The sequence below is a fragment of the Mycoplasma todarodis genome, assembly GCF_965212735.1.
In the GTDB taxonomy this organism is placed as follows: domain Bacteria; phylum Bacillota_I; class Bacilli_A; order Mycoplasmatales; family Metamycoplasmataceae; genus Mycoplasma_K; species Mycoplasma_K todarodis_A.
The window spans coordinates 276,106-295,053 of the sequence record NZ_CBDBYJ010000001.1 but is presented as its reverse complement, the minus strand read 5'-3'; the positions used below and the strand labels follow the sequence as shown (position 1 = coordinate 295,053).

The following is an 18,948-nucleotide window of genomic DNA, read 5'->3' as shown; positions in this document are numbered from 1 at the left end:
TTTATTTATAGTTTTATTTTAGCATATTTTAAAGAAAAAAAATACTATATTAAATAGTATCTTTCATATGCTTTGAAGGTCTAAAATCAAGAATTTTTCTTGAAGGTATTGTTATCATGGCTTTTTTGTGTGGGTTGTAACATTGTTTTTCTGGCTTTTCAATAATTTCAAGCACACCTAGTTTGTTTAAGTTTACTTTTTTACCAGCTTTTAATTCGTGAATAGCTAACTTTAGAAACTCATAGATAATCTCTGTGATTTCAGTTTGTTTGTATTCTAATTTTTTGGCAATATCAGCTGACATCATTTTTTTATTTGTCATATCTTCTCTCTTTCATAATTCTTTGTTAATATCCTTTTTTGACTTCTTGGATATTACTTAATAATTTTACATTGAAACTATTATTTTATGTAAAAAGAATGCCAATGCATATAAAAAATAACAAAAAAGCACCCTATAGTGCTTTATTTTTGATTGCTGCTTTTAAGAATTTAGTGAAAATAGGGTTATCTCTAAGTGGTCTTGCAGTAAATTCTGGGTGATACTGAACACCAAAGAAGAATTTTTTACCTTTAACTTCACAAACTTCAGCAAGATTTGTTTTTTCATCAAATCCTGAGAATTGGAATTCATCATCTTCTATTTTTGAAACAAATTCTGGATTAACTTCATATCTATGTCTATGTCTTTCAATAGCGTGATCAGCTTCATAGATTTTTTCAGCAATTGATCCTTCTTTAATTAATGTTTTTGATTCACCTAATCTAAGTGTTCCACCGATACCATCAGTTTTTTTCTTACCTCTTATGAAATCGATAACGAATGTACCCTCTTCTGATACTTCTGATGTTGTTGCGTCTTTGATACCTGTTCTTCTAGCTTGATCAACAGTCATAGCTTGCATACCATAACAAATACCAAATGTTGGGTGATCTATATCTCTTAAGTATTTGGCAGCAATAACTTTACCGTCAAACCCTCTTTTACCAAATCCAGGTAAAATCATAGCTCCATGTGTACCTTTAACTTTTGATGCAATATTTCTTGCAGTTATATTATCAGCTTGAATTCATTTTAATTTAATTTTTGTACCTGTATAATTAGCAGAAATTTTAAGAGCTTCAATAATTGACATATATGCATCTTCAAGTTCGATATATTTACCAATCATTGCAATTGTAACTTCTGATTTCTTTTCTTTATTAATTAGAGCTACATATTCTTTTCAATCATCAAGTTTTGGTCTTTTAACACTCATACCTAAATGTTTTAGGATTTTATGAGCAACCTTTTGTTCTTCAAGAGCAAGAGGAATTGTATAAATGTTCCCTGCATCCGGAACTGAAATTACATGATCTTCAGGAATGAATGAAGTTCTTGAAATTTTAGTATGAATTTCTTTTGTAACTGGGTTTGTTGATCTCATGAAAACCATATTTGGTTTAATTGAAAGTGATCATAGTTCAGACATTGAGAATTGTGCTGGTTTTGTTTTGAATTCTTTTGATGCTGTAAGGAAAGGTATATATGTTGTATGGATGAAGAAACAATTTTCCGGTTCTTTCAATAACATACTTGCTAGTGTTCTGAAGAATGATTGTGATTCAATATCCCCAACTGTTCCACCAATTTCAGTTATAACAAAATCTGCTTTTGATGTTCTTCCACCTAATCTAATTAAATGTTCAATTTCATCAGTCATGTGAGGAACTATTTGAACTGTTTTTCCTTCAAAATCTCCGCGTCTTTCTTTATCCATTAATCTTTTAAATATTTGTGCTGTTGTGTAGTTAGAGTGTTTAGAAAATTTCTCATCAATAAATCTTTCATAGTGCCCTAAATCTAAATCTGTTTCTGCTCCGTCTGCAGTTACATAAACTTCACCATGTTCATATGGTGACATTGTTCCTGGGTCAACGTTTAAGTATGGGTCAAATTTTTGAACAAATACTTTATACCCTCTCGCTTTTAATAATCTACCTACAGAAGCCGCTGAAACTCCCTTTCCAAGCCCTGATAATACTCCACCCGTTACAAATATATACTTTGCCATTTTACTCTCCTTATGATGCTTAATTCGCTAATTTCAATAAGAATATTATACACATATTTATATATGTTAAGAATCATTTATTCTAAGGGTTAAAAAAAGATAATAAAAAAAGAGTAACTAGTTAGTCACTCTTTCTTATAAAAAGATTCTTATGCGAATCCAGCTTTCCAAAAAGTTCAATAATTTTCTTAATTAAACTTATAAGGAGACTGTATAAATTTCTATAGCTTCGAGACATCGCTAATGTTGAAATTTTAACTATCTTCTTAAGAATGCTGGAAGATCGTCATCGTCATCTTCCGGATCGTCAAACGGTGTTGTGTTTGTTAATTCACGTTCATCTGTTATTGACAGTTTGTCCTCTTCAGGTAATGGATTAGTTACAAGAATTTCTCTTGTTTCTTCGTTCTCAAATGAGATTTCCATTGTTTCAACTGCTTTAGCAACTTCAGCCTTAATTTCTTCTTCTGATAATTTTGGTTCTTTATCGTTAAGCCCTGTAGCGATAACTGAAACGTAGATTTCATCACCTAGGTTTTCATTTACTGAAACCCCAAAGATAATATTTAAATCTTCTCCAGCCGCTTGTTGAATTGTTGCAACAGCTTGGTTCGCGTCGTCAAGTGTTATGTTCCCACCAGATACGTTAATAATTGCATCTGTTGCTCCTTTAATAGAAGCTTCAAGAATTGGAGATGAAATGGCATGAATTGCGGCTTTGACAGCTTTGTCGTCACCTGATGATTCTTTACCAATTCCAATTAATGCAGAACCTCTACCTCTCATAACTGTACAAACATCTGCGAAGTCAAGGTTGATAAGCGCTGGTATAGCAATTAGATCTGTAATTGTTCTAACTGTTTGTTTAAGAACTTTATCTGCATATAAGAATGAATCTTTGAGAGAGATTCCTCCATATTGCTCTAAAAGTTTATTGTTTGAAATAACAATAAGTGAGTCTGTAGCGGCTCTCATACCGTCAAGACCAAATTCAGCGTTTTTAGTTCTTTTTGTACCTTCGAATGAGAATGGTGAAGTTACGATTCCGACAGTTAATGCTCCTAGCTCTTTAGCTATTTCAGCAATAACTGGTGCGGCACCAGTACCTGTTCCACCACCCATTCCGGCAGCAACAATAACCATGTCTGCACCTTTAAGTGTTTCTTTGATTATGTCTTTTGATTGAAGAGCAGCCTTACGACCCTCTTCTGGGTTTGCACCAGCTCCTAAACCACGTTCGTTATTACCTAATGGTAAAATTGTTTGCGCGATAGAAGCATTCAATACTTGTTCGTCAGTATTAGCAACGATGAATTCAACACCTTGAATTCCCTCTTTAATCATAGAGTGAACTGTGTTGTTACCACCACCACCAACACCAACAACTTTTATTGTAGCGATATTGTCTATTTTAGGACCAATGTGCGATTCGCTATTATTTAAAATGTTGTCTGTATTAAGTAGTTCTGACATTCTTTCCTCCTATTTTATTTATAAATCTTGCAATGAAGCTTGTCTTTGTTTTTCTTAATGTATCGATTGTATTCGGGTTGGTCATCACGATTGTATTAAAGTCTTTTCCAATAACTTTATCATATCTTCTAATAAAACTTGTTGTTCCAATTGTTTCTAGATTTTTAGTATTTGACGCAATAAACATTAATGGTTTGTATATTGAAACAAATTCGGAACTAAATGATTTACTAGCGAATTCCTTTAACCCTGTGAAGTTTTTGATCTCTCCACTTATTACTACTGATAATTTTTTCAGCGACTCATGTTTACCAATGAATGCTTGTGCATATGCAGCCACTCTATTTACAAATTGACCAATAATTGAATTTAAGTTGTTTTGAGTAAATGATATTGATTTTAAACCTTTTTGAGTGGTAAAAATAATATCATCTGAACCTTTATCCAATTTTCCATAGACTTTAATCAGGTTTCTGGCAGTTTCTGGCGAGCATTCAAAGTACTCGGAAACTTTCTCCACCAAATTAACAAATCCTAATGGAAGGTTAAATGTTGATATAGTTGCTGAATTAACATTAACAGTAACATATGTACGTTTCATGCCAATGTGCACAGAGATAGCTCCTTCAGCAATAGCTGAGTTAGAGATAGTTGCTTGTGGTATAACATGGGCATCTGTTAGTATTTGAGATACTGATAGTCCTGCGTTTTCAATAATTTCTTTAACATAATTCTTCACAACTTTGGAAATTGATGAAAGAGCTACCTTCACCTTTAATTTTTTCCCGTTTTTGTTGATCGGAGCTTTGTTATAAGATTTCTTTTCCACACCAGAAACTACGTATCTAACTGGCTGAACTAGAATTACTTCTTGTCCAGATGGTTGATATTGAGCTTCAGCTAATTTAATTACATTATTAATATCATCTTGTGTCACAAATGATGAAGCAATTGCGATTTCTTTATTAAACATTTTGATTTCTAAGTTTGTCTTTTTGTTAGACTCAACTATAGCAACCACAGATTTAATTTTTCCACCTATTGCTTTATTAATTTGAGAAATAGAATCTTTAATAAAACGTGTTTGTTCTAAAGGATTAGAAGTTCATTTTGTATCATTAAATATCTCTACTAGTTCAGTAGAAATAGTTTCGATACAAATAACTTGAATTGCACCTTTGGAAATTTTAACGTTCGTAATTAAATTTCTTTGCATGATTTCCCTTATCTTTCTTGTTCTTTTTTGAGCACCCTTAACTTAGCGCTACGACTTCTTCTGTTCAATTCGACTTCTGTTTTCTTCGGCTTAATTGTTTTAACAGTGAATTCTTTTTCAAACATAACTGGAAGTTTTCCAGTGGTGTCTTTGGTAAGATTACCAAACACCCTTTTGACTATCCTGTCTTCAATAGAATGAAATGTGATTATTGCGAATTTACCACCAGGCTTTAACATAGTGATACCTTGCTCTAATACATCTCTAAGAGAATCTAGTTCATTGTTGACTGCGATTCTCACTGCTTGGAATACAGCTTTCGCTGGATTCTTTTGTCTTACGATCTTAGCTGGAAGTGAACTCCTAATAATATCGACAAGTTCTAATGTAGTTTCTATTGGTCTATTTTCAACGACTGCTTTCGCAACTCTTTTTGGGAGCTTAACATCAGCGTTTTCATAGAAAATTCTAACCAACTCTTCTTCACTTCAATTGTTAATAATAAAATGAGCATCTAAATCCTGCGTCTGATCCATACGCATATCGAGGCGTGCTTCCTTATTGTAAGAAAAACCTCTTAGCGCGTCATCCAGTTGTGGGGATGAAACACCAAGATCTAATAAGATACCGTCTACGGATGTAATTCCGATTTTCTCTAATTCATTCTTAAAATATCTGTTGTCTGAATGAATAAGTTCGAAATTATTTGAGATTTGAGAAAGACGATCGCCACTTTCTTTAATGGCTTGAGTATCCTTATCAAATGCTACTAATTTTCCATTTGGTATTCTTTTTAAAATCTCTGATGAATGACCACCACGACCTAAAGTTAAATCGACATAAGTCCCATTATCTTTAAGTTCTAAATGTTCTAAACAGTCATCAAGCATAACTGGAATATGTTTTTCCACTATATCTCAACTCCTGACTCGAACAGTGCATTAGCAAGTTCATCATATGAACCTTCTGAATCCACTTCGTTTTGGAAGTTTTCATATGCAGTTTTGTCTCAAAGTTCTACTTTGTTACCAACCCCAACGAATGAAACTTCCTTTTTGATGGCAGCTTTAAGAATGAAATGATCTGGAATGTTTATACGTCCAAGCTTATCAACTTTTAAGTCAACAGTGTTACCAAAGATTTTTCTTACGAAAATTCTTAAGTTCTTGTTAAGCATGTTGTTTGACATAAGCTTCGCACGCATTGCTTCAAACTCGTCCGCGGATCTTAACTCTAAGATTCCGTCTGGTCCGAAAGTCGCGTAGACAACATCACCTAGTTCCTTACGAAACTTAGCAGGTAAAACTATACGTTTTTTGTCGTCTAATGACCTGTGAAAATGTCCAAACATTATTTCCACTCCTTTCCACTACCAACCACATTATAACATTTTTATTTATAACGATGCAAGTTTTTTCCACTTTTTTCACATATTTTTCAGACTAAAAAAAGGCGAAAAAAAAGAGCCATATAGGCTCTTTTGGTAAAAGAATTTGATCTTTTACATGAGTTCTCGAATTGTATTAAATTCTATTTGTCATTAATACCTTCAATAACTTGTCTGTCTTTGTAAAATCCACAGAATTTACATGCTCTATGTTGTTGGATTTTTTCTCCACAATTTTTACATGCAACTAAGTTTTGAGGTGTTAGTGCGTCATGTGCTCTTCTTGTTCTCTTACGTTGTTTGGATGTCTTTCTCTTTGGTACTATAGCCATGATGCCTCCTTATAAGTTTATTGATTTAGTAAAAGAATTATAGCAAATTATTTAGCAAAGTAGCAATTAATATTTAAAATGTTAAAATTATTTTATGACAATAGCAATAATAGCAGAATATAATCCATTCCATAATGGACACATATTCCAATTGGAGTATGCAAAAAGAACTTGACCTGACGCTAAGATTATAATAATAATGTCCGGTAGATATGTACAAAGGGGAGAACTAGCAGTAGCCTCATTTGAGGAAAGGGCCTCTATGGCTAAAAAGTACGGAGCGGATGAAGTATATGAGCTTCCATTTGAATTCGCTACTCAGGCAGCCCATATATTTGCAAGAGGAGCTGTGTTAACAGCTGTGGAGCATAATGCAGATATATTATTATTTGGTTCTGAATCAAATAATGTTGATAACTTATTATTAATAGCTAGAACAATAAAAGAAAATAAATCTATATATAATAAAACCTTAAAGAAATATTTAAAACAAGGTTTCTCATTTCCTAAATCAGCCGCTGAAGCTCTTTCGGAATTAAGCGGTCAAAACGTAACTTTACCAAATGATATTTTAGGATTAGAATATATTAAAACAATTGTGGAAGAGAATTTAAGTATTAAACCACATTCAATAAAAAGAACTGTAGATTTCCATTCGGATGAAACAAATAATGAATTTGCATCAGCTTCTTTTATTAGAAAAGAGATTATGTTGGGTAATGACATTTCTCAATGGACACCTATGAAATTCGAAAACACGCCAGAAAGAATCGAAGATCATTATAAAGAGTTCCAAAGAATAGTAAATGAAAGCACTCCAGAAGAGATTGCAGAATGCCCTTTAATTTCTGAAGGTATGGAAAATCTATTTAAAAAACATATAGATGCTGAAACATATGAAGAGTTTGTCGATAGAACTAATTCTAGAAGATATACTTCTTCAAGAATCAAAAGAGTTATGTTATATGTACTATTACAAATAAAAAAATAACCACTTGGGTTATTTTTACTTTTCAATTGTGTAGTTTGCACAGTAAGCAACACCAAATATTACAACAAGATCTAAATCCATAAATCTTACTAATAATTTTTAAAAAAAGAAGTAGCTTTATAGCTACTTTTTATTAGTCTTTAGAAGTTTCTTGTCTTCCTTAAACTTTTTATACTCTAAATCTTTTTGTTTTTTGATTTCTTGTTTAAATAGTTTAGTTTCAAGTTTTTTATCTTTTTTTGTTTTTTCAATTTCAAGTTTTAATTCTTTTAAGTCTTGAGAATGTTTTTCATTAAGTTCTTTTTTAGAATATTTACCACTCGCTTTATCAGCTTTGTATTTTTCTTTTAGTTCTTTTCTTGATTTTCTATTTGTTTTTCTTACCTCAACAAACGACATAATTGTTTTATCAACCATTTCAATTCTCTCATCAAGAGTTGTATGTCTTTGTTCAAGCTTTCTCATAGTTATAATCATCATTACACCAATAACAGCTCCAGATGCAAATGATAATGTTGGGAACATTCATCAAAATGCATCATCATATTGTGGATTTGCAATTGCTACAGCTTTGAAAATATATATTATTGGGAAAAATAATATAAATCCTCTACATGTTGAAGAAATAAATGAAAATGCTACACGGTCAGTTGAACTGAATAGAACCATACCCGCAATTGCGATTGCAAATAATGGAGCACCAAGCATAAGTATCATGATAACTTTTTTAACTTTTTCTTTATTTTTTTCTACTCCTAAAGCATCAAGAAGTGGATTCACCAATATTACGGAAGCTAATAGTCAAACTATAATCCCTAATATCAATGTATAAATAAATGATCAGAAAACCGCTTTCTTAACCCTTTTTGTTTTTCCTGCACCATAATTATATGAAGCAACCGGAGCAGCTCCTTGAACTATCCCGAATAACATTGGGAAGAATAATCCAAAAATTGGAAACGCTGATGTAAGAATGAAAGTCATATATGCGTGATTTTTAGGATATAAGTGTTGAGCGATGTCAGCAATTATATTCATTTGAGCTGTACCTGTTATTGATTGAGCTGCATTCCTGAAGAATGGAGCCATACCAACTAACAAAATACCCACCAATGATATTGCAGCGAATTTAAATCCAAATAAGTTTTTGAATCTTATATTTGATTCTTTGATACGGATAATGCATATAACTAGAACTATTGTTGTTATAACATCAGCTATTGCAGTAGCTGTAGCAGCTCCTTCAATACTCATTTTACCTGGACCCATTAATAAGTAATCAGCAAGTAAGTTAAATATAACAGGTATGAACATAGCTAAAGTAGCTTCTTTCATTCTCCCTTCTGTTCTCAACAATGAAGAAATCATATTATTAAAGAAAAATATCCCTTGGAAACATAAGATAATTGTTGAATATTTGAAACCTTCATCTTGAATCAAAGTAGCCATGCGAGGATCTTGCATTTCTGGAAGTTGTGTGGCAATTCATGATTTTGATACTGCAATAATAATTGGCGTAGTAATAATCATAATTCCCATACCGATCATCATACCTGTTTTGATAGTATTTTTAGCCCTATCAACATCACCTCTACCTAAGTTAATAGAAACCCTAGTGGAAACACCAACGGTAATCATCATAACTAATGCTAAACTTATATTCATCATTGGCATAATAGAAGCCATAATGACTTTTACTATACGTTGAGCATTTTCTTTATTACCTTGGGCTATATCAAGATATGAATCATAAGCGAAGTTAATCGCCAAAATATTATCAGAGAAATTATAAATCCCCATAATCGACATAATGATTACACCAGGTAAACACATCTTAATAAGAAGTTTTCACATTGGTGTTTCTAAAAACATTTGTCTTCTTTTTTCTTTTACAGAAAGAGTTGAATTATTTTGTGACTTGGTCTTCATATTTTTCCTTTCAAATGACTTGAACTTTTGACTCTATTTCTTCAATAATCTTTTGACCTTTTGAAGTAACATATATTCTATGAGTTCTTTTATCCTGTTCATCTTGAATGGTTTCAATTAAACCTAATTGCACATATCTTTTGATTGTTTTAGATATTTTAACTTTGAAATTGTTTACATCTTTTTCAGTACGAATTCCAATACATTCATTTTGCATTTTATATGCAGCCATTTCGGATACACTTTTACCTTCAGCAAATTCTTTTATATGAACCAAAAGGAATATATCTTTTACACGAATTCTCATCTCTTGTAAATTCATATCTCTGATTGCTTCATGATACGCTTTGCTTAATTTAGCGTATATTTTTTGTGCTTGTTTTAATTTCATAGATATATTATATAGTAATAATTACCTTTGTTTAATCTTTAATGTTTTTTTGATATAAAAAAAGACCAATATTTATGGTCTAGAAATAATACCTTGTGTTTCTAAAATTACTAATGGTACAACTAATACAGCCATAAGTATCATGCATGAAATAAATACTATTAAAAGTGTTTTTCTTCTTGCTTTAATTTCTTCTGGTGTTAATTTTTGTTTCTTTTCTTTTTTAGCCATGATTACCTCGATGATTCCGCTACATAATCTGAAAGAATTTCTCTTGTGTATGCAGCTATTGTTTTGTGATATTTAATTAATTGCTTTTTAACTGATGCAGGAACCTGCGCTTGTGATGAAAGCATTTTTAAATCTACTTGCTCAATGAATTGTTGATCCAACAATTTTTTTAATTCTATATACTTTTTAGTTAATTCTGAATAATCTGTTTTCAGAAGAACCTTTTGTGAAACTTTAGGTATTATTTTGAATCTAGTATGTGCTGAATAAGTTGCATATGTTTTATATGTAACTTCTCCCTCCAATTTAGCGATTGCTTTTGCATTATGCTTTTGCAACTCTTTTATTTGGTCGAAAAATAACTTAGCTGTTTCATTAACGACTCATTCTGCTGAAATCGTGTCTCTTAAACGAGTGTTGGCCTTACTTGATGAGTAGGCTGCCCAACCGGCAAAGATAATTGAAAAAACACTAAGTGTTATTGATACTGATCATAAAATAATATCTGCTAATCCCATAATTAAAATTATAAAACAAAATTGAAAATATGTATGAAATTGGTAGAATTAATTATATGTTCATACACGAAATTAAAAAATCAAAATTCATAGCCCACTCTTTTGAAGTACATTCAAAAATGGAAGTTGAAGAAAAATTGTTTGAAATGAGACAACAATATAATGACGCTAGTCATATTTGTTATGCTTATTTAGTTAATAATGGTTCTGAAATGGCTGGGATGTCAGATGATGGAGAACCCAGCGGAACAGCAGGCAAACCTATATTCAATATTATAAGATTAAAGAAAAAAGAAAATATCTTAGTTGTGGTTGTTAGATATTATGGTGGTAAAAAATTAGGTGCTGGTGGATTAATCCGTGCTTATGTAAACGCTTCAAAAGAAGTTATATAAATTAAATAAAAAAAATACCCTTGGAAATGGGTATTTTTATTAATGTTTTTTGCGTTTATTTTAATTAGAATACGAATTCTGTTGTTTTTTCGTTTTCTACTACTAGGAATTTATCTCCTGCTTCAGCACCGTAAGCTTTTAGAGCTTCTTTAGCTTCTGCTGGGTTTGCTTTAATTTTTTCAAATAGTTCTAATGAATCTAATGATGGGAATACTGATGAAGTAATACCGAATCCACCGATCATTTTTTCGTCATTTAGAATACCAATTACAGCTGTGTTTGGTCTGAATTTAGCTACTTCTCTTAATAGTTCACCTGTTCTTGAAAGAACAACAGCGAATTTATAGTCACCATCTTGAGTTTTTGTAGCAACGTCAAACGCGATATCTGCTCTAGCACCTTTTGAAACTTTTCTGATTGTTTCTAATTGTACTGGGTAGTATAGTTTGTTGTAGAATTCTTTTTCTGCTGTCATGTTAATAAGTGACATAACTGCTACTGATTCTTCTGGGAATTGTCCAAGTGCTGATTCACCTGAAAGCATTGTTGCATCTGCACCAAGTTCTGTAGCGAAGTATACGTCAGTAACTTCAGCTCTTGTTGGTTGAGGTGATGATTCCATTGAATCTAACATTTGTGTAGCAACGATAACTGGTTTACCAGCTTCTCTACATTTTCTAATGATGTATTTTTCTCAGAAAGGTACATCTTGGAAAGGAATTTCTAATCCTAGGTCACCACGAGCAACCATGATTCCATCTGATGCTTCAATAATTGCATCAATGTTTTTGATACCAAGTACTGATTCAATTTTTGAAATTAATTGAACGTGTTTTCCGCCAGCAGCGTCCATTAGTTCTCTTAATTCAATAACGTTTTCTCTTGTGTTAACGAATGAAGCGGCAACATAGTTGATTCCTGCTTCAACACCGAATTTAACATCGTTCTTATCTTTTTCAGCTAAGAATGGAAGAGAGAAGTCGATTCCTGGAAGGTTAATTCTTTTGTTTGATTTAAGTTTGTGGTTGTTTATTGCTTTAACAATAATGTGACCTTCATTAACTTCTTCAACAAAAGTAACTAATTTACCGTCGTCAAATAGAACTTTGTCTCCTTTTTTAACGTCTAAGTGCATTTCATATGAAACTGAAAATTCACCTTTAACACCAACGTGGTTAGCGAAGTCGTCTTTACCAGTCATAACTTTAAGGATTTCTCCTGTTTCAACCATGATTGATCCTTCACCAATTTTACCAACACGGATTTCTGGTCCTTTAGTATCTAATAATACTGAGATTGGTCTTTTTAGTTCTTCTTGAACTTTTCAAGCTTTTTTCATTTTGTTGAATTGCTCTTCTTTATCACCATGTGAAAAGTTTGTTCTAATTGTAGTCATACCAGCTTGCGCTAGTTTTGTAAGCATTGCTTCACTATCTGATGATGGTCCGATAGTTGCAACAAGTTTTGTTCTTTTATCTGTAATTTGCATTTTGTCTCCTGTTTTTATAAATAATTAGTAGTTTATCCTATTAAATATTCATTTAAAGTATAACACTTTTTTTATTTATTGGGATAAAGTTAATAATAAAAAATAGCATTAAGCTATTTAATAATATTCATCTTATTAGTCATATCAATTAAATCTTTTCTTGATTTTCTTGGCATGTTGAATGATTCCATAATTTCGAAGTCAGTTATTTCATCACCTTTGTTACCAACAACTCTTCCACCAATACCATTTGTTAGTAATTCAACAGCGTGAACTCCCATTCTTGTAGCTCATACTCTTTCCATAGCAGTTGGAATTCCACCACGTTGTTGGTGAGCTAATACAGAAACTCTTGTTACTTTACCAGTTTGTTTTTCAACTTCTTTAGCGATTTCTTCTAATGAAGGTCTACCATCAATTCCATATGTTAATTCAGCAACCATAATGATTACAGATCTTTTACCGATTTCTTGTGTTTTCTTAACTACATCAACGAAATCTTGTGTTGAAAAAATGTTTTCTGATGTTACAACAGCTTCAGCTCTTGCAGCGATTCCACCAAACACTGTTAAGTCTGGACAGTGACGTCCCATAACTTCAACGATAGCAACACGATTGTGTGATCTCATTGTGTCTCTAATTCTATCAACTGATTCAACAACAGTATTAAGTGCTGTATCGAATCCTATTGTTGTTTCAGAAGAAGCAATATCGTTATCAATTGTACCAGGTATACCAATACAGTTAATTCCCATTTCAGTTAATTTTTTAGCCCCCATGTAAGAACCATCTCCACCGATAACAATAACGGCTTCAATTCCTCTATCTTTTAGATTTTTAACGGCGATTTCTCTAACTTTTATATCAGCGAATTCTGGTAGACGAGCAGAGTAAATAAATGTTCCACCATTTCTATATTGTTTATCCACATTTGTTTCAGATGCAGGTATTATGTTGTTTTCAACTAAACCTTTGTACCCTTCGATTACTAAGAATGGTTCTATACCTCTTGCTTGTGCATGTTTAACAACAGCTCTAACAGCGTTGTTCATTCCAGGTGCATCTCCACCTGATGTTAAGACAGCGATTTTTTTAATCATTTTTTCCTTCTTTCTTTATATATTGTTATTTTAAACCTTTTTTCACAAATTATTTGCATTAATTTAGGTAATAACACATGTGTGTATATTATAATATAAATATTCAATAAAGGAAGGTAGAAAATGAAAAAATTTAATAGAGTATTTTTTATAGTTACAGATTCACTAGGAATAGGTAATTGTCCAAGAGCAAAAGAGTTTGGAGATTTTGGAGCAAACACATTTGCATCAATTTCAAAAACAAGATTATTAAACATCCCAACATGAAGAAAAATGGGTATTAATAATATTGTTAACTTAGAAGGAATGCCACCTACAAAAGAGCAAAATGCTTTCACTGTAAGACTTATAGAGCTAGGTAATGCTAAAGATACATTAGCAGGACACTGAGAAATGATGGGTATAAAAACAGTTACACCTTTCCCAACATTTACAGAAACAGGCTTCCCTCAAGAGATGTTAGATGAACTATCAAAAGCATTTGATGGAAAAGAAATCATAGGAAACAAAGCGGCTTCAGGAACTGAAATAATAACTGAATTAGGAGAAACTGAAATTAATGAAGGTAAGGTTATTGTTTATACTTCGGCCGATCCAGTTCTACAAATTTGTGGAAATGAAGAAACTATGGGACTTGAAACTCTTTATAGATATGGTAAAGCAGCAAGAGAAATTTGTAATTCAAGACCAGAATGAAATGTTGGACGTATTATCGTAAGACCTTATACTGGAACAAACAAATCAAATTTTGAAAGAACTGCAAACAGACATGATTATGCAGTTGAACCAGCTGAAAGATTAGTAATGGATGACTTAGCAGCAAAAGGTGTTAAAGTTACTTCAATCGGAAAAATCAACGATATTTATTCAGGACATGGGATTGATGTTGCAATTCACTCAGAATCAAACAATGATGGAATGGATAAATTAATCGACCTAGTTTCTAAAGATACAAACGATGAATTTATCATGACTAACTTAGTTGAATTCGATTCACACTATGGTCACAGAAGAAATATTGATGGATACGCTGAAGCAATTAATGACTTCGATATCAAATTAACAAAACTTAAAAATGCAATGAAAGAAGATGATTTATTAATCATCACTTCAGACCACGGTAATGATCCTTCTTGACCAGGTTCTGACCACACAAGAGAAATGGTACCAGGAACAATCTTTTCAAAATCATTTAAGAAACCAATGAAACTTGATGATGCAAAAGGATTTGGAACACTAGGTAACATAGTTGCTAAAAACTGAGATGTTGAACTTACCGGAACAGGTGAAGACATTACAGATAAATTAATTTAAAAACACCAGATGGTGTTTTTTTATATCTTTTATATCTTTTAGGCAAAATAAAAAACGCAAAAAGCGTTTTTGTTTTATTTTTTAGCGAATAACACTTTGTAAATTTGTGAATAATCACTTACTGGATGAATCTTAAGTTTGTCTTTTGATTCTTTTGGTAGTTCAGCAATATCTTTTTCATTTGCTTTAGGAATGAATATTTCTTTAACTCCCATTCTAACAGCTGCTAATGATTTTTCTTTTAATCCACCGATTGCAAGAACTTTACCTCTCAATGTGATTTCACCAGTCATAGCTCAATCAGGTGAAATACCACGTTTTGAAAGTGCAGATATTAGTGCAGTAGTGAATGTTACACCTGCAGAAGGTCCATCTTTAGGAACTGCACCTTCTGGAACGTGTACGTGAATACTATTCTTTTCAAAATCAAAATCAATTCCGAATTTTTTAGTATTTGATTTTACAAATGCTAATGCAATTGCTGCTGATTCCATCATCACATCTTTCAGTTGACCTGTAAGTCTTAATTCACCTTTACCAGGGAATGTAGTTACCTCAACTGGAAGTGTTGTTCCACCATATTGTGTATATGCCAGACCTGTAACTTGACCGATAATTGGTTTCTTTTCTTTTTTATCATCAACAAAACTTTTTTGTCCTAATAATTCAATCATCTTAGGTTCAGTTATTGTATATGTACCTTTGATTTCACCCTTAATCTTTTTAACAACGATTTTACGAGCTAATTTATCGAATGCACGCTTTAATCCACGAACACCAGCTTCTAATGTGTAGTGTTTTGCAACTTTTTCAATTATTGAATCACTCATTTTAAATTGTGATTTTGTTAGACCATTTTCTTTAATGACTTTTGGTATTAAATGACTTTTAGCAATCATAACTTTTTCTTTCATTGTGTATGATGAAAGATCAATTATTTCTACACGATCAAGTAGAGGTGCAGGAATATTTTCATAATAGTTAGCTGTTGCTATAAACATAACTTTTGATAAGTCATATTCAAGTTCTAAGTAGTGATCTTGGAATTTAGCATTTTGTTCTGGATCAAGAACTTCTAGCATTGCTGAAGTAGGATCACCTTTGTAATCTGATGCCATTTTATCAATTTCATCTAAAAGAATAACAGGGTTAGAAGTTTTAGCTTTATTAATTGCTTGAATTAGTTTACCAGGCATTGAACCAACGTAAGTTCTTCTGTGCCCTCTAATTTCCGCTTCATCTCTAACACCACCAAGTGATACTTTTATAAATTCACGATCAATTGATTCTGCGATTGAACGAGCTAAAGAAGTTTTACCAACACCAGGAGGACCAACTAAAGCGATAATTGGGGCTGTATTTGATTTTGTATTAGCTTTAACTGCTAAATACTCAATAATACGTTCTTTAACTTTTTTAAGACCATAGTGTCCTGCATCTAATACTTCTTGTGCTTTTTCAATATCTGAAGAATCACTAGAATAAGTTTCTCAAGGTAATTTTACCAATCAATCAATGTATGCTTTTGAAACATTAGCTTCCGCAGAGATAGGTGGCATAGCTTCATACTTAGCAACCTCTTCTAAAACTCTTTCTCTAACATAAACTGGATATTTTTTATCTTGAACAGCTTCTCTTCATGAGTCTATTTCTGAAGATTTAGAAGTCATTTCTCCTAACTCCTCTTTAATAGCCTTCATTCTTTCTCTTAAAAGATATTCTCTTTGTTGTTTATCAAGTGTAGCCCTAACATTAACATCTAAATCTTTTTCAATTTCGATAATTTGCGCTTCTTCTTCTAAAATCTCAATAACAATTTCAAGACGCTTATTAATATTTCTTGTAGCAAGTATTTTAGCTTTCTTTTCTATTGTAAGAGGCATATAGTGTCCAACAACATCTGCTAATTCACCAGCTGATATTCCTGAAGCTAATTCTTGAAGAACATGTTTAGGCATATTGATTAATTTACCAAGTGACTTTTCTATTTCTGAAGAAACTTTTCTCACTAATGCTTGTTCTCTTAATTCATCACCAGAAATACTTTTAACCATTTTAACTTCTGCATAAATTGCATCATCAATTGTGATTTCTGATATTTTAACTCTACTTAGTCCGGTAACTTCAATTCTTTTACCTCCACCATCGTACGCTTCTTGAACTTCAACAGTAGCAAGTGTACCCATTGTGAATATATCATCGATTGTTGATACCTTATCTAACATAGCTGACTTTTGAGAAACTATGATAATTTGACTTTCATATTTGATCATTGATTCATTAATGGCGATTAATGATTCTGGTCTTCCTATTTCTATAGTATTTTTGTGCCCAGGGAAGTTTGCAATCCCTCTAGTGGCTAAAACTGGATATTTCATTTAAACCTCTTTTTCTATTTTATTAATTATACACTTTTATATGAAAAATTAGCACTCTTTATTTGGAGTGCTAATTTTATTTAGTTTGTTTTTTTCTTATTTTTCTTTTATATCTAATTTCAAGTTTTATTATTGCGTGTAATGTGTGATCTCAATACTTTTGACATTGGGATATAACACATAAATATAATTCCATATTTAACTAAATTACCAGCTAGATATGTAGCAAATGTCCCAGCTCAGTAATTAGGAATCATAAAGAATTTGGCTTTTACAATCGGATTATCATAAAGTTTTATAGATTGTTTTAGTGAAAATCCATCAGTAAACTTAAATGCACTTCAAAATAAAGGTGTGAAGAGTACTTGATTTAAGAATGTAAGGATTAATGATGTAGTTAACAATGTGGAAGTAACTATCAAAATAACTTTAACGTTGTGCAACTTCATTTTGCTGAATAAACCAGAAAATATATACATCAATCCAATAGTAATCATCGAACACATGAATAATATGAAATGACCTGTAAATTCTTGTATTGTGTATCCCAAACCAGAAATTGCTGGCCCTAATGTTAATCTTAAAATTAAAACTAAAATACCTCACAATGGTCCTGCGTAATAAAAAATCGGCAAAATAAATAATAATGAAAGATTTAATTTGATATAAGTGTCTGCAAAAGGCATAAACCTAGAAAGGAACTGCAAAAGCAATACCAAACCAAGGAACACACCAGTAAATGCAACCTTATGAACAATTCCCCTGCCCTTAGAGCAATGAAAAAAATTGGTTGGTTTCATAAAAAACTCCTTTTATATAAAGTGAGTCTTTTGTTAAAAATTTCTTTTTTCCCATCTGGACTTTACCATCGGTGTTGGAATTTAACCAACTCAGCTTTCGCTCGCGGACTTTACCGCCGGTACAGAATTTCACTGTTCCCAAAAAGACTCAAGTAAATTATATTAGAAAATAAAAAATATGCCACAAGACATATTATTATTTAATTATTTTTCTTAATAACATCAAAGAGTGCTCATGATCATTCTTTTCAGTCAGCTACGAATAATACTGCAACAGCTATAACTGCGATAAAGAATAAAATACCTAAAGCTAACATAACTTTGTTTGATTTTTTTCCTTCTTTTTTAGCAACTGCTTTTTCTTCTTTAGCAGCAGCTTTTTCTTCTTTGGCAACTGCTTTTTCTTCTTTAGCAACTGCTTTTTCTTCTTTAGCAGTTTCTTTTTTAGCGGCTTGTTCTGCTTTTGCGTTTTCTTTTGCTTCAGCATCTTTTTTAAGTTGTTTATCTAAAGCATCATTTTGTGCTTTTAGTTCTTGAATAACTCTTTCTTTTGTTGCGATTTGTGCTTCTTGCTCTTCTTCATTAACTGGTTTAACTGGTCTTGTTTTAACTGGTGCAACTTTTTTAGCTGGTGTTGCTTTTTTAGTCGCTGTTTTTTTAGTTGGTGTTGCTTTTTTAGCTGGTGTTGCTTTTTTAGCTACTGGTTTTTTAGTTGCTGGTTTTTTCTCTTCTTCTTTATGTTTTTTTACTCCATCTCAAGTAGATACTTTTCTGAATTTACCTTCTTTTGATTGAACCATAATTGAAGTTGTTGATTTTAATGAAGCTGCATATTGGATTGCTTCTTTTTGTGTAGAGAAAACTCTTGTTGCTTTTGAAGCTTTAGCGTTTTTAACACATCATTTTTTATCTTCCGCTCTTCTTGTAACGTATTTTACTGACATAATGTC

General features: G+C 31.9%; 19 protein-coding genes and 1 riboswitch. Of the genes, 3 read left to right on the top strand and 16 right to left on the bottom strand.

The genetic code is table 4. The features are described 5' to 3' along the window. Positions 1–49: 49 nt before the first annotated feature. The 7 genes from ACOMC1_RS01390 to rpmF form a co-directional block, all read right to left on the bottom strand. Entirely contained in the window at positions 50–322 is a 273-nt protein-coding gene (locus ACOMC1_RS01390) for an HU family DNA-binding protein (protein WP_420330858.1), read from the bottom strand. A 133-nt stretch (positions 323–455) separates the two neighbouring features. Beyond that, positions 456–2,054: a CTP synthase gene (locus ACOMC1_RS01385; RefSeq protein WP_420330857.1), complete on the bottom strand. Its 1,599-nt coding sequence runs from the start codon at positions 2,052–2,054 to the stop codon at positions 456–458. 258 nt (positions 2,055–2,312) lie between these two features. Continuing rightward, positions 2,313–3,476, bottom strand: coding sequence for a cell division protein FtsZ (gene ftsZ / locus ACOMC1_RS01380; RefSeq protein ID WP_420330868.1), 1,164 nt, complete (start codon positions 3,474–3,476; stop codon positions 2,313–2,315). 34 nt (positions 3,477–3,510) lie between these two features. Beyond that, entirely contained in the window at positions 3,511–4,743 is a 1,233-nt protein-coding gene (locus ACOMC1_RS01375) for a hypothetical protein (RefSeq protein WP_420330856.1), read from the bottom strand. An 8-nt stretch (positions 4,744–4,751) separates the two neighbouring features. Beyond that, positions 4,752–5,654, bottom strand: coding sequence for a 16S rRNA (cytosine(1402)-N(4))-methyltransferase RsmH (gene rsmH, locus ACOMC1_RS01370; protein WP_420330855.1), 903 nt, complete (start codon positions 5,652–5,654; stop codon positions 4,752–4,754). Next, positions 5,654–6,094, bottom strand: a complete 441-nt coding sequence (locus tag ACOMC1_RS01365; protein ID WP_420330854.1) for a division/cell wall cluster transcriptional repressor MraZ — start codon at positions 6,092–6,094, stop codon at positions 5,654–5,656. Before ACOMC1_RS01365 ends, rsmH begins: the two co-directional genes overlap by 1 nt. A 179-nt stretch (positions 6,095–6,273) precedes the next feature. Further along, a complete protein-coding gene (gene rpmF, locus ACOMC1_RS01360) occupies positions 6,274–6,462 on the bottom strand; it encodes a 50S ribosomal protein L32 (protein ID WP_420330853.1) in 189 nt (62 codons plus the stop codon). Between the two features lie 94 nt (positions 6,463–6,556). On the opposite strand from rpmF, the gene ACOMC1_RS01355 reads away from it, so the two are divergent. After that, complete coding sequence (locus tag ACOMC1_RS01355) at positions 6,557–7,453, top strand: nucleotidyltransferase (protein ID WP_420330852.1); 897 nt, start codon at positions 6,557–6,559, stop codon at positions 7,451–7,453. Between the two features lie 123 nt (positions 7,454–7,576). On the opposite strand, the gene ACOMC1_RS01350 is transcribed toward ACOMC1_RS01355, so the two are convergent. The 4 genes from ACOMC1_RS01350 to ACOMC1_RS01335 form a co-directional block, all read right to left on the bottom strand. Further along, entirely contained in the window at positions 7,577–9,382 is a 1,806-nt protein-coding gene (locus ACOMC1_RS01350; protein ID WP_420330851.1) for an MATE family efflux transporter, read from the bottom strand. After that, positions 9,360–9,773, bottom strand: a complete 414-nt coding sequence (locus tag ACOMC1_RS01345) for a MarR family winged helix-turn-helix transcriptional regulator (RefSeq protein ID WP_420330850.1) — start codon at positions 9,771–9,773, stop codon at positions 9,360–9,362. The genes ACOMC1_RS01350 and ACOMC1_RS01345 overlap by 23 nt, the downstream gene beginning before the upstream one ends. A gap of 72 nt (positions 9,774–9,845) precedes the next feature. Beyond that, positions 9,846–10,004, bottom strand: a complete 159-nt coding sequence (locus ACOMC1_RS01340; RefSeq protein WP_420330849.1) for a hypothetical protein — start codon at positions 10,002–10,004, stop codon at positions 9,846–9,848. A 2-nt stretch (positions 10,005–10,006) separates the two neighbouring features. Next, positions 10,007–10,522 (bottom strand): hypothetical protein, encoded by a 516-nt coding sequence (locus tag ACOMC1_RS01335; protein ID WP_420330848.1) that lies wholly within the window; start codon positions 10,520–10,522, stop codon positions 10,007–10,009. 56 nt (positions 10,523–10,578) lie between these two features. Here ACOMC1_RS01335 and ACOMC1_RS01330 point away from each other — a divergent pair, with 56 nt between their 5' ends. Continuing rightward, complete coding sequence (locus tag ACOMC1_RS01330) at positions 10,579–10,917, top strand: YigZ family protein (RefSeq protein WP_420330847.1); 339 nt, start codon at positions 10,579–10,581, stop codon at positions 10,915–10,917. A 64-nt stretch (positions 10,918–10,981) separates the two neighbouring features. On the opposite strand, the gene pyk is transcribed toward ACOMC1_RS01330, so the two are convergent. Both pyk and pfkA read right to left on the bottom strand, forming a co-directional pair. Then, a complete protein-coding gene (gene pyk, locus ACOMC1_RS01325) occupies positions 10,982–12,406 on the bottom strand; it encodes a pyruvate kinase (RefSeq protein ID WP_420330846.1) in 1,425 nt (474 codons plus the stop codon). Between the two features lie 113 nt (positions 12,407–12,519). Continuing rightward, positions 12,520–13,506 carry a 6-phosphofructokinase gene (pfkA, locus tag ACOMC1_RS01320; RefSeq protein WP_420330845.1) on the bottom strand — a complete coding sequence of 329 codons (987 nt, stop codon included), beginning with the start codon at positions 13,504–13,506 and terminating at the stop codon, positions 12,520–12,522. A gap of 123 nt (positions 13,507–13,629) precedes the next feature. On the opposite strand from pfkA, the gene ACOMC1_RS01315 reads away from it, so the two are divergent. After that, positions 13,630–14,820, top strand: a complete 1,191-nt coding sequence (locus ACOMC1_RS01315; RefSeq protein WP_420330844.1) for a phosphopentomutase — start codon at positions 13,630–13,632, stop codon at positions 14,818–14,820. A 74-nt stretch (positions 14,821–14,894) separates the two neighbouring features. Here ACOMC1_RS01315 and lon read toward each other — a convergent pair whose 3' ends face one another. From lon to ACOMC1_RS01300, 3 genes are all read right to left on the bottom strand, one after another. Further along, positions 14,895–17,198 carry an endopeptidase La gene (gene lon, locus ACOMC1_RS01310; RefSeq protein ID WP_420330843.1) on the bottom strand — a complete coding sequence of 768 codons (2,304 nt, stop codon included), beginning with the start codon at positions 17,196–17,198 and terminating at the stop codon, positions 14,895–14,897. Positions 17,199–17,311: 113 nt separating this feature from the next. Continuing rightward, positions 17,312–17,998 carry an MPN527 family putative ECF transporter permease subunit gene (locus ACOMC1_RS01305; RefSeq protein WP_420330842.1) on the bottom strand — a complete coding sequence of 229 codons (687 nt, stop codon included), beginning with the start codon at positions 17,996–17,998 and terminating at the stop codon, positions 17,312–17,314. A 39-nt stretch (positions 17,999–18,037) separates the two neighbouring features. After that, positions 18,038–18,148, bottom strand: a riboswitch (FMN riboswitch). Between the two features lie 50 nt (positions 18,149–18,198). Further along, entirely contained in the window at positions 18,199–18,942 is a 744-nt protein-coding gene (locus ACOMC1_RS01300) for a DUF2188 domain-containing protein (protein WP_420330841.1), read from the bottom strand. Positions 18,943–18,948 lie beyond the last annotated feature (6 nt).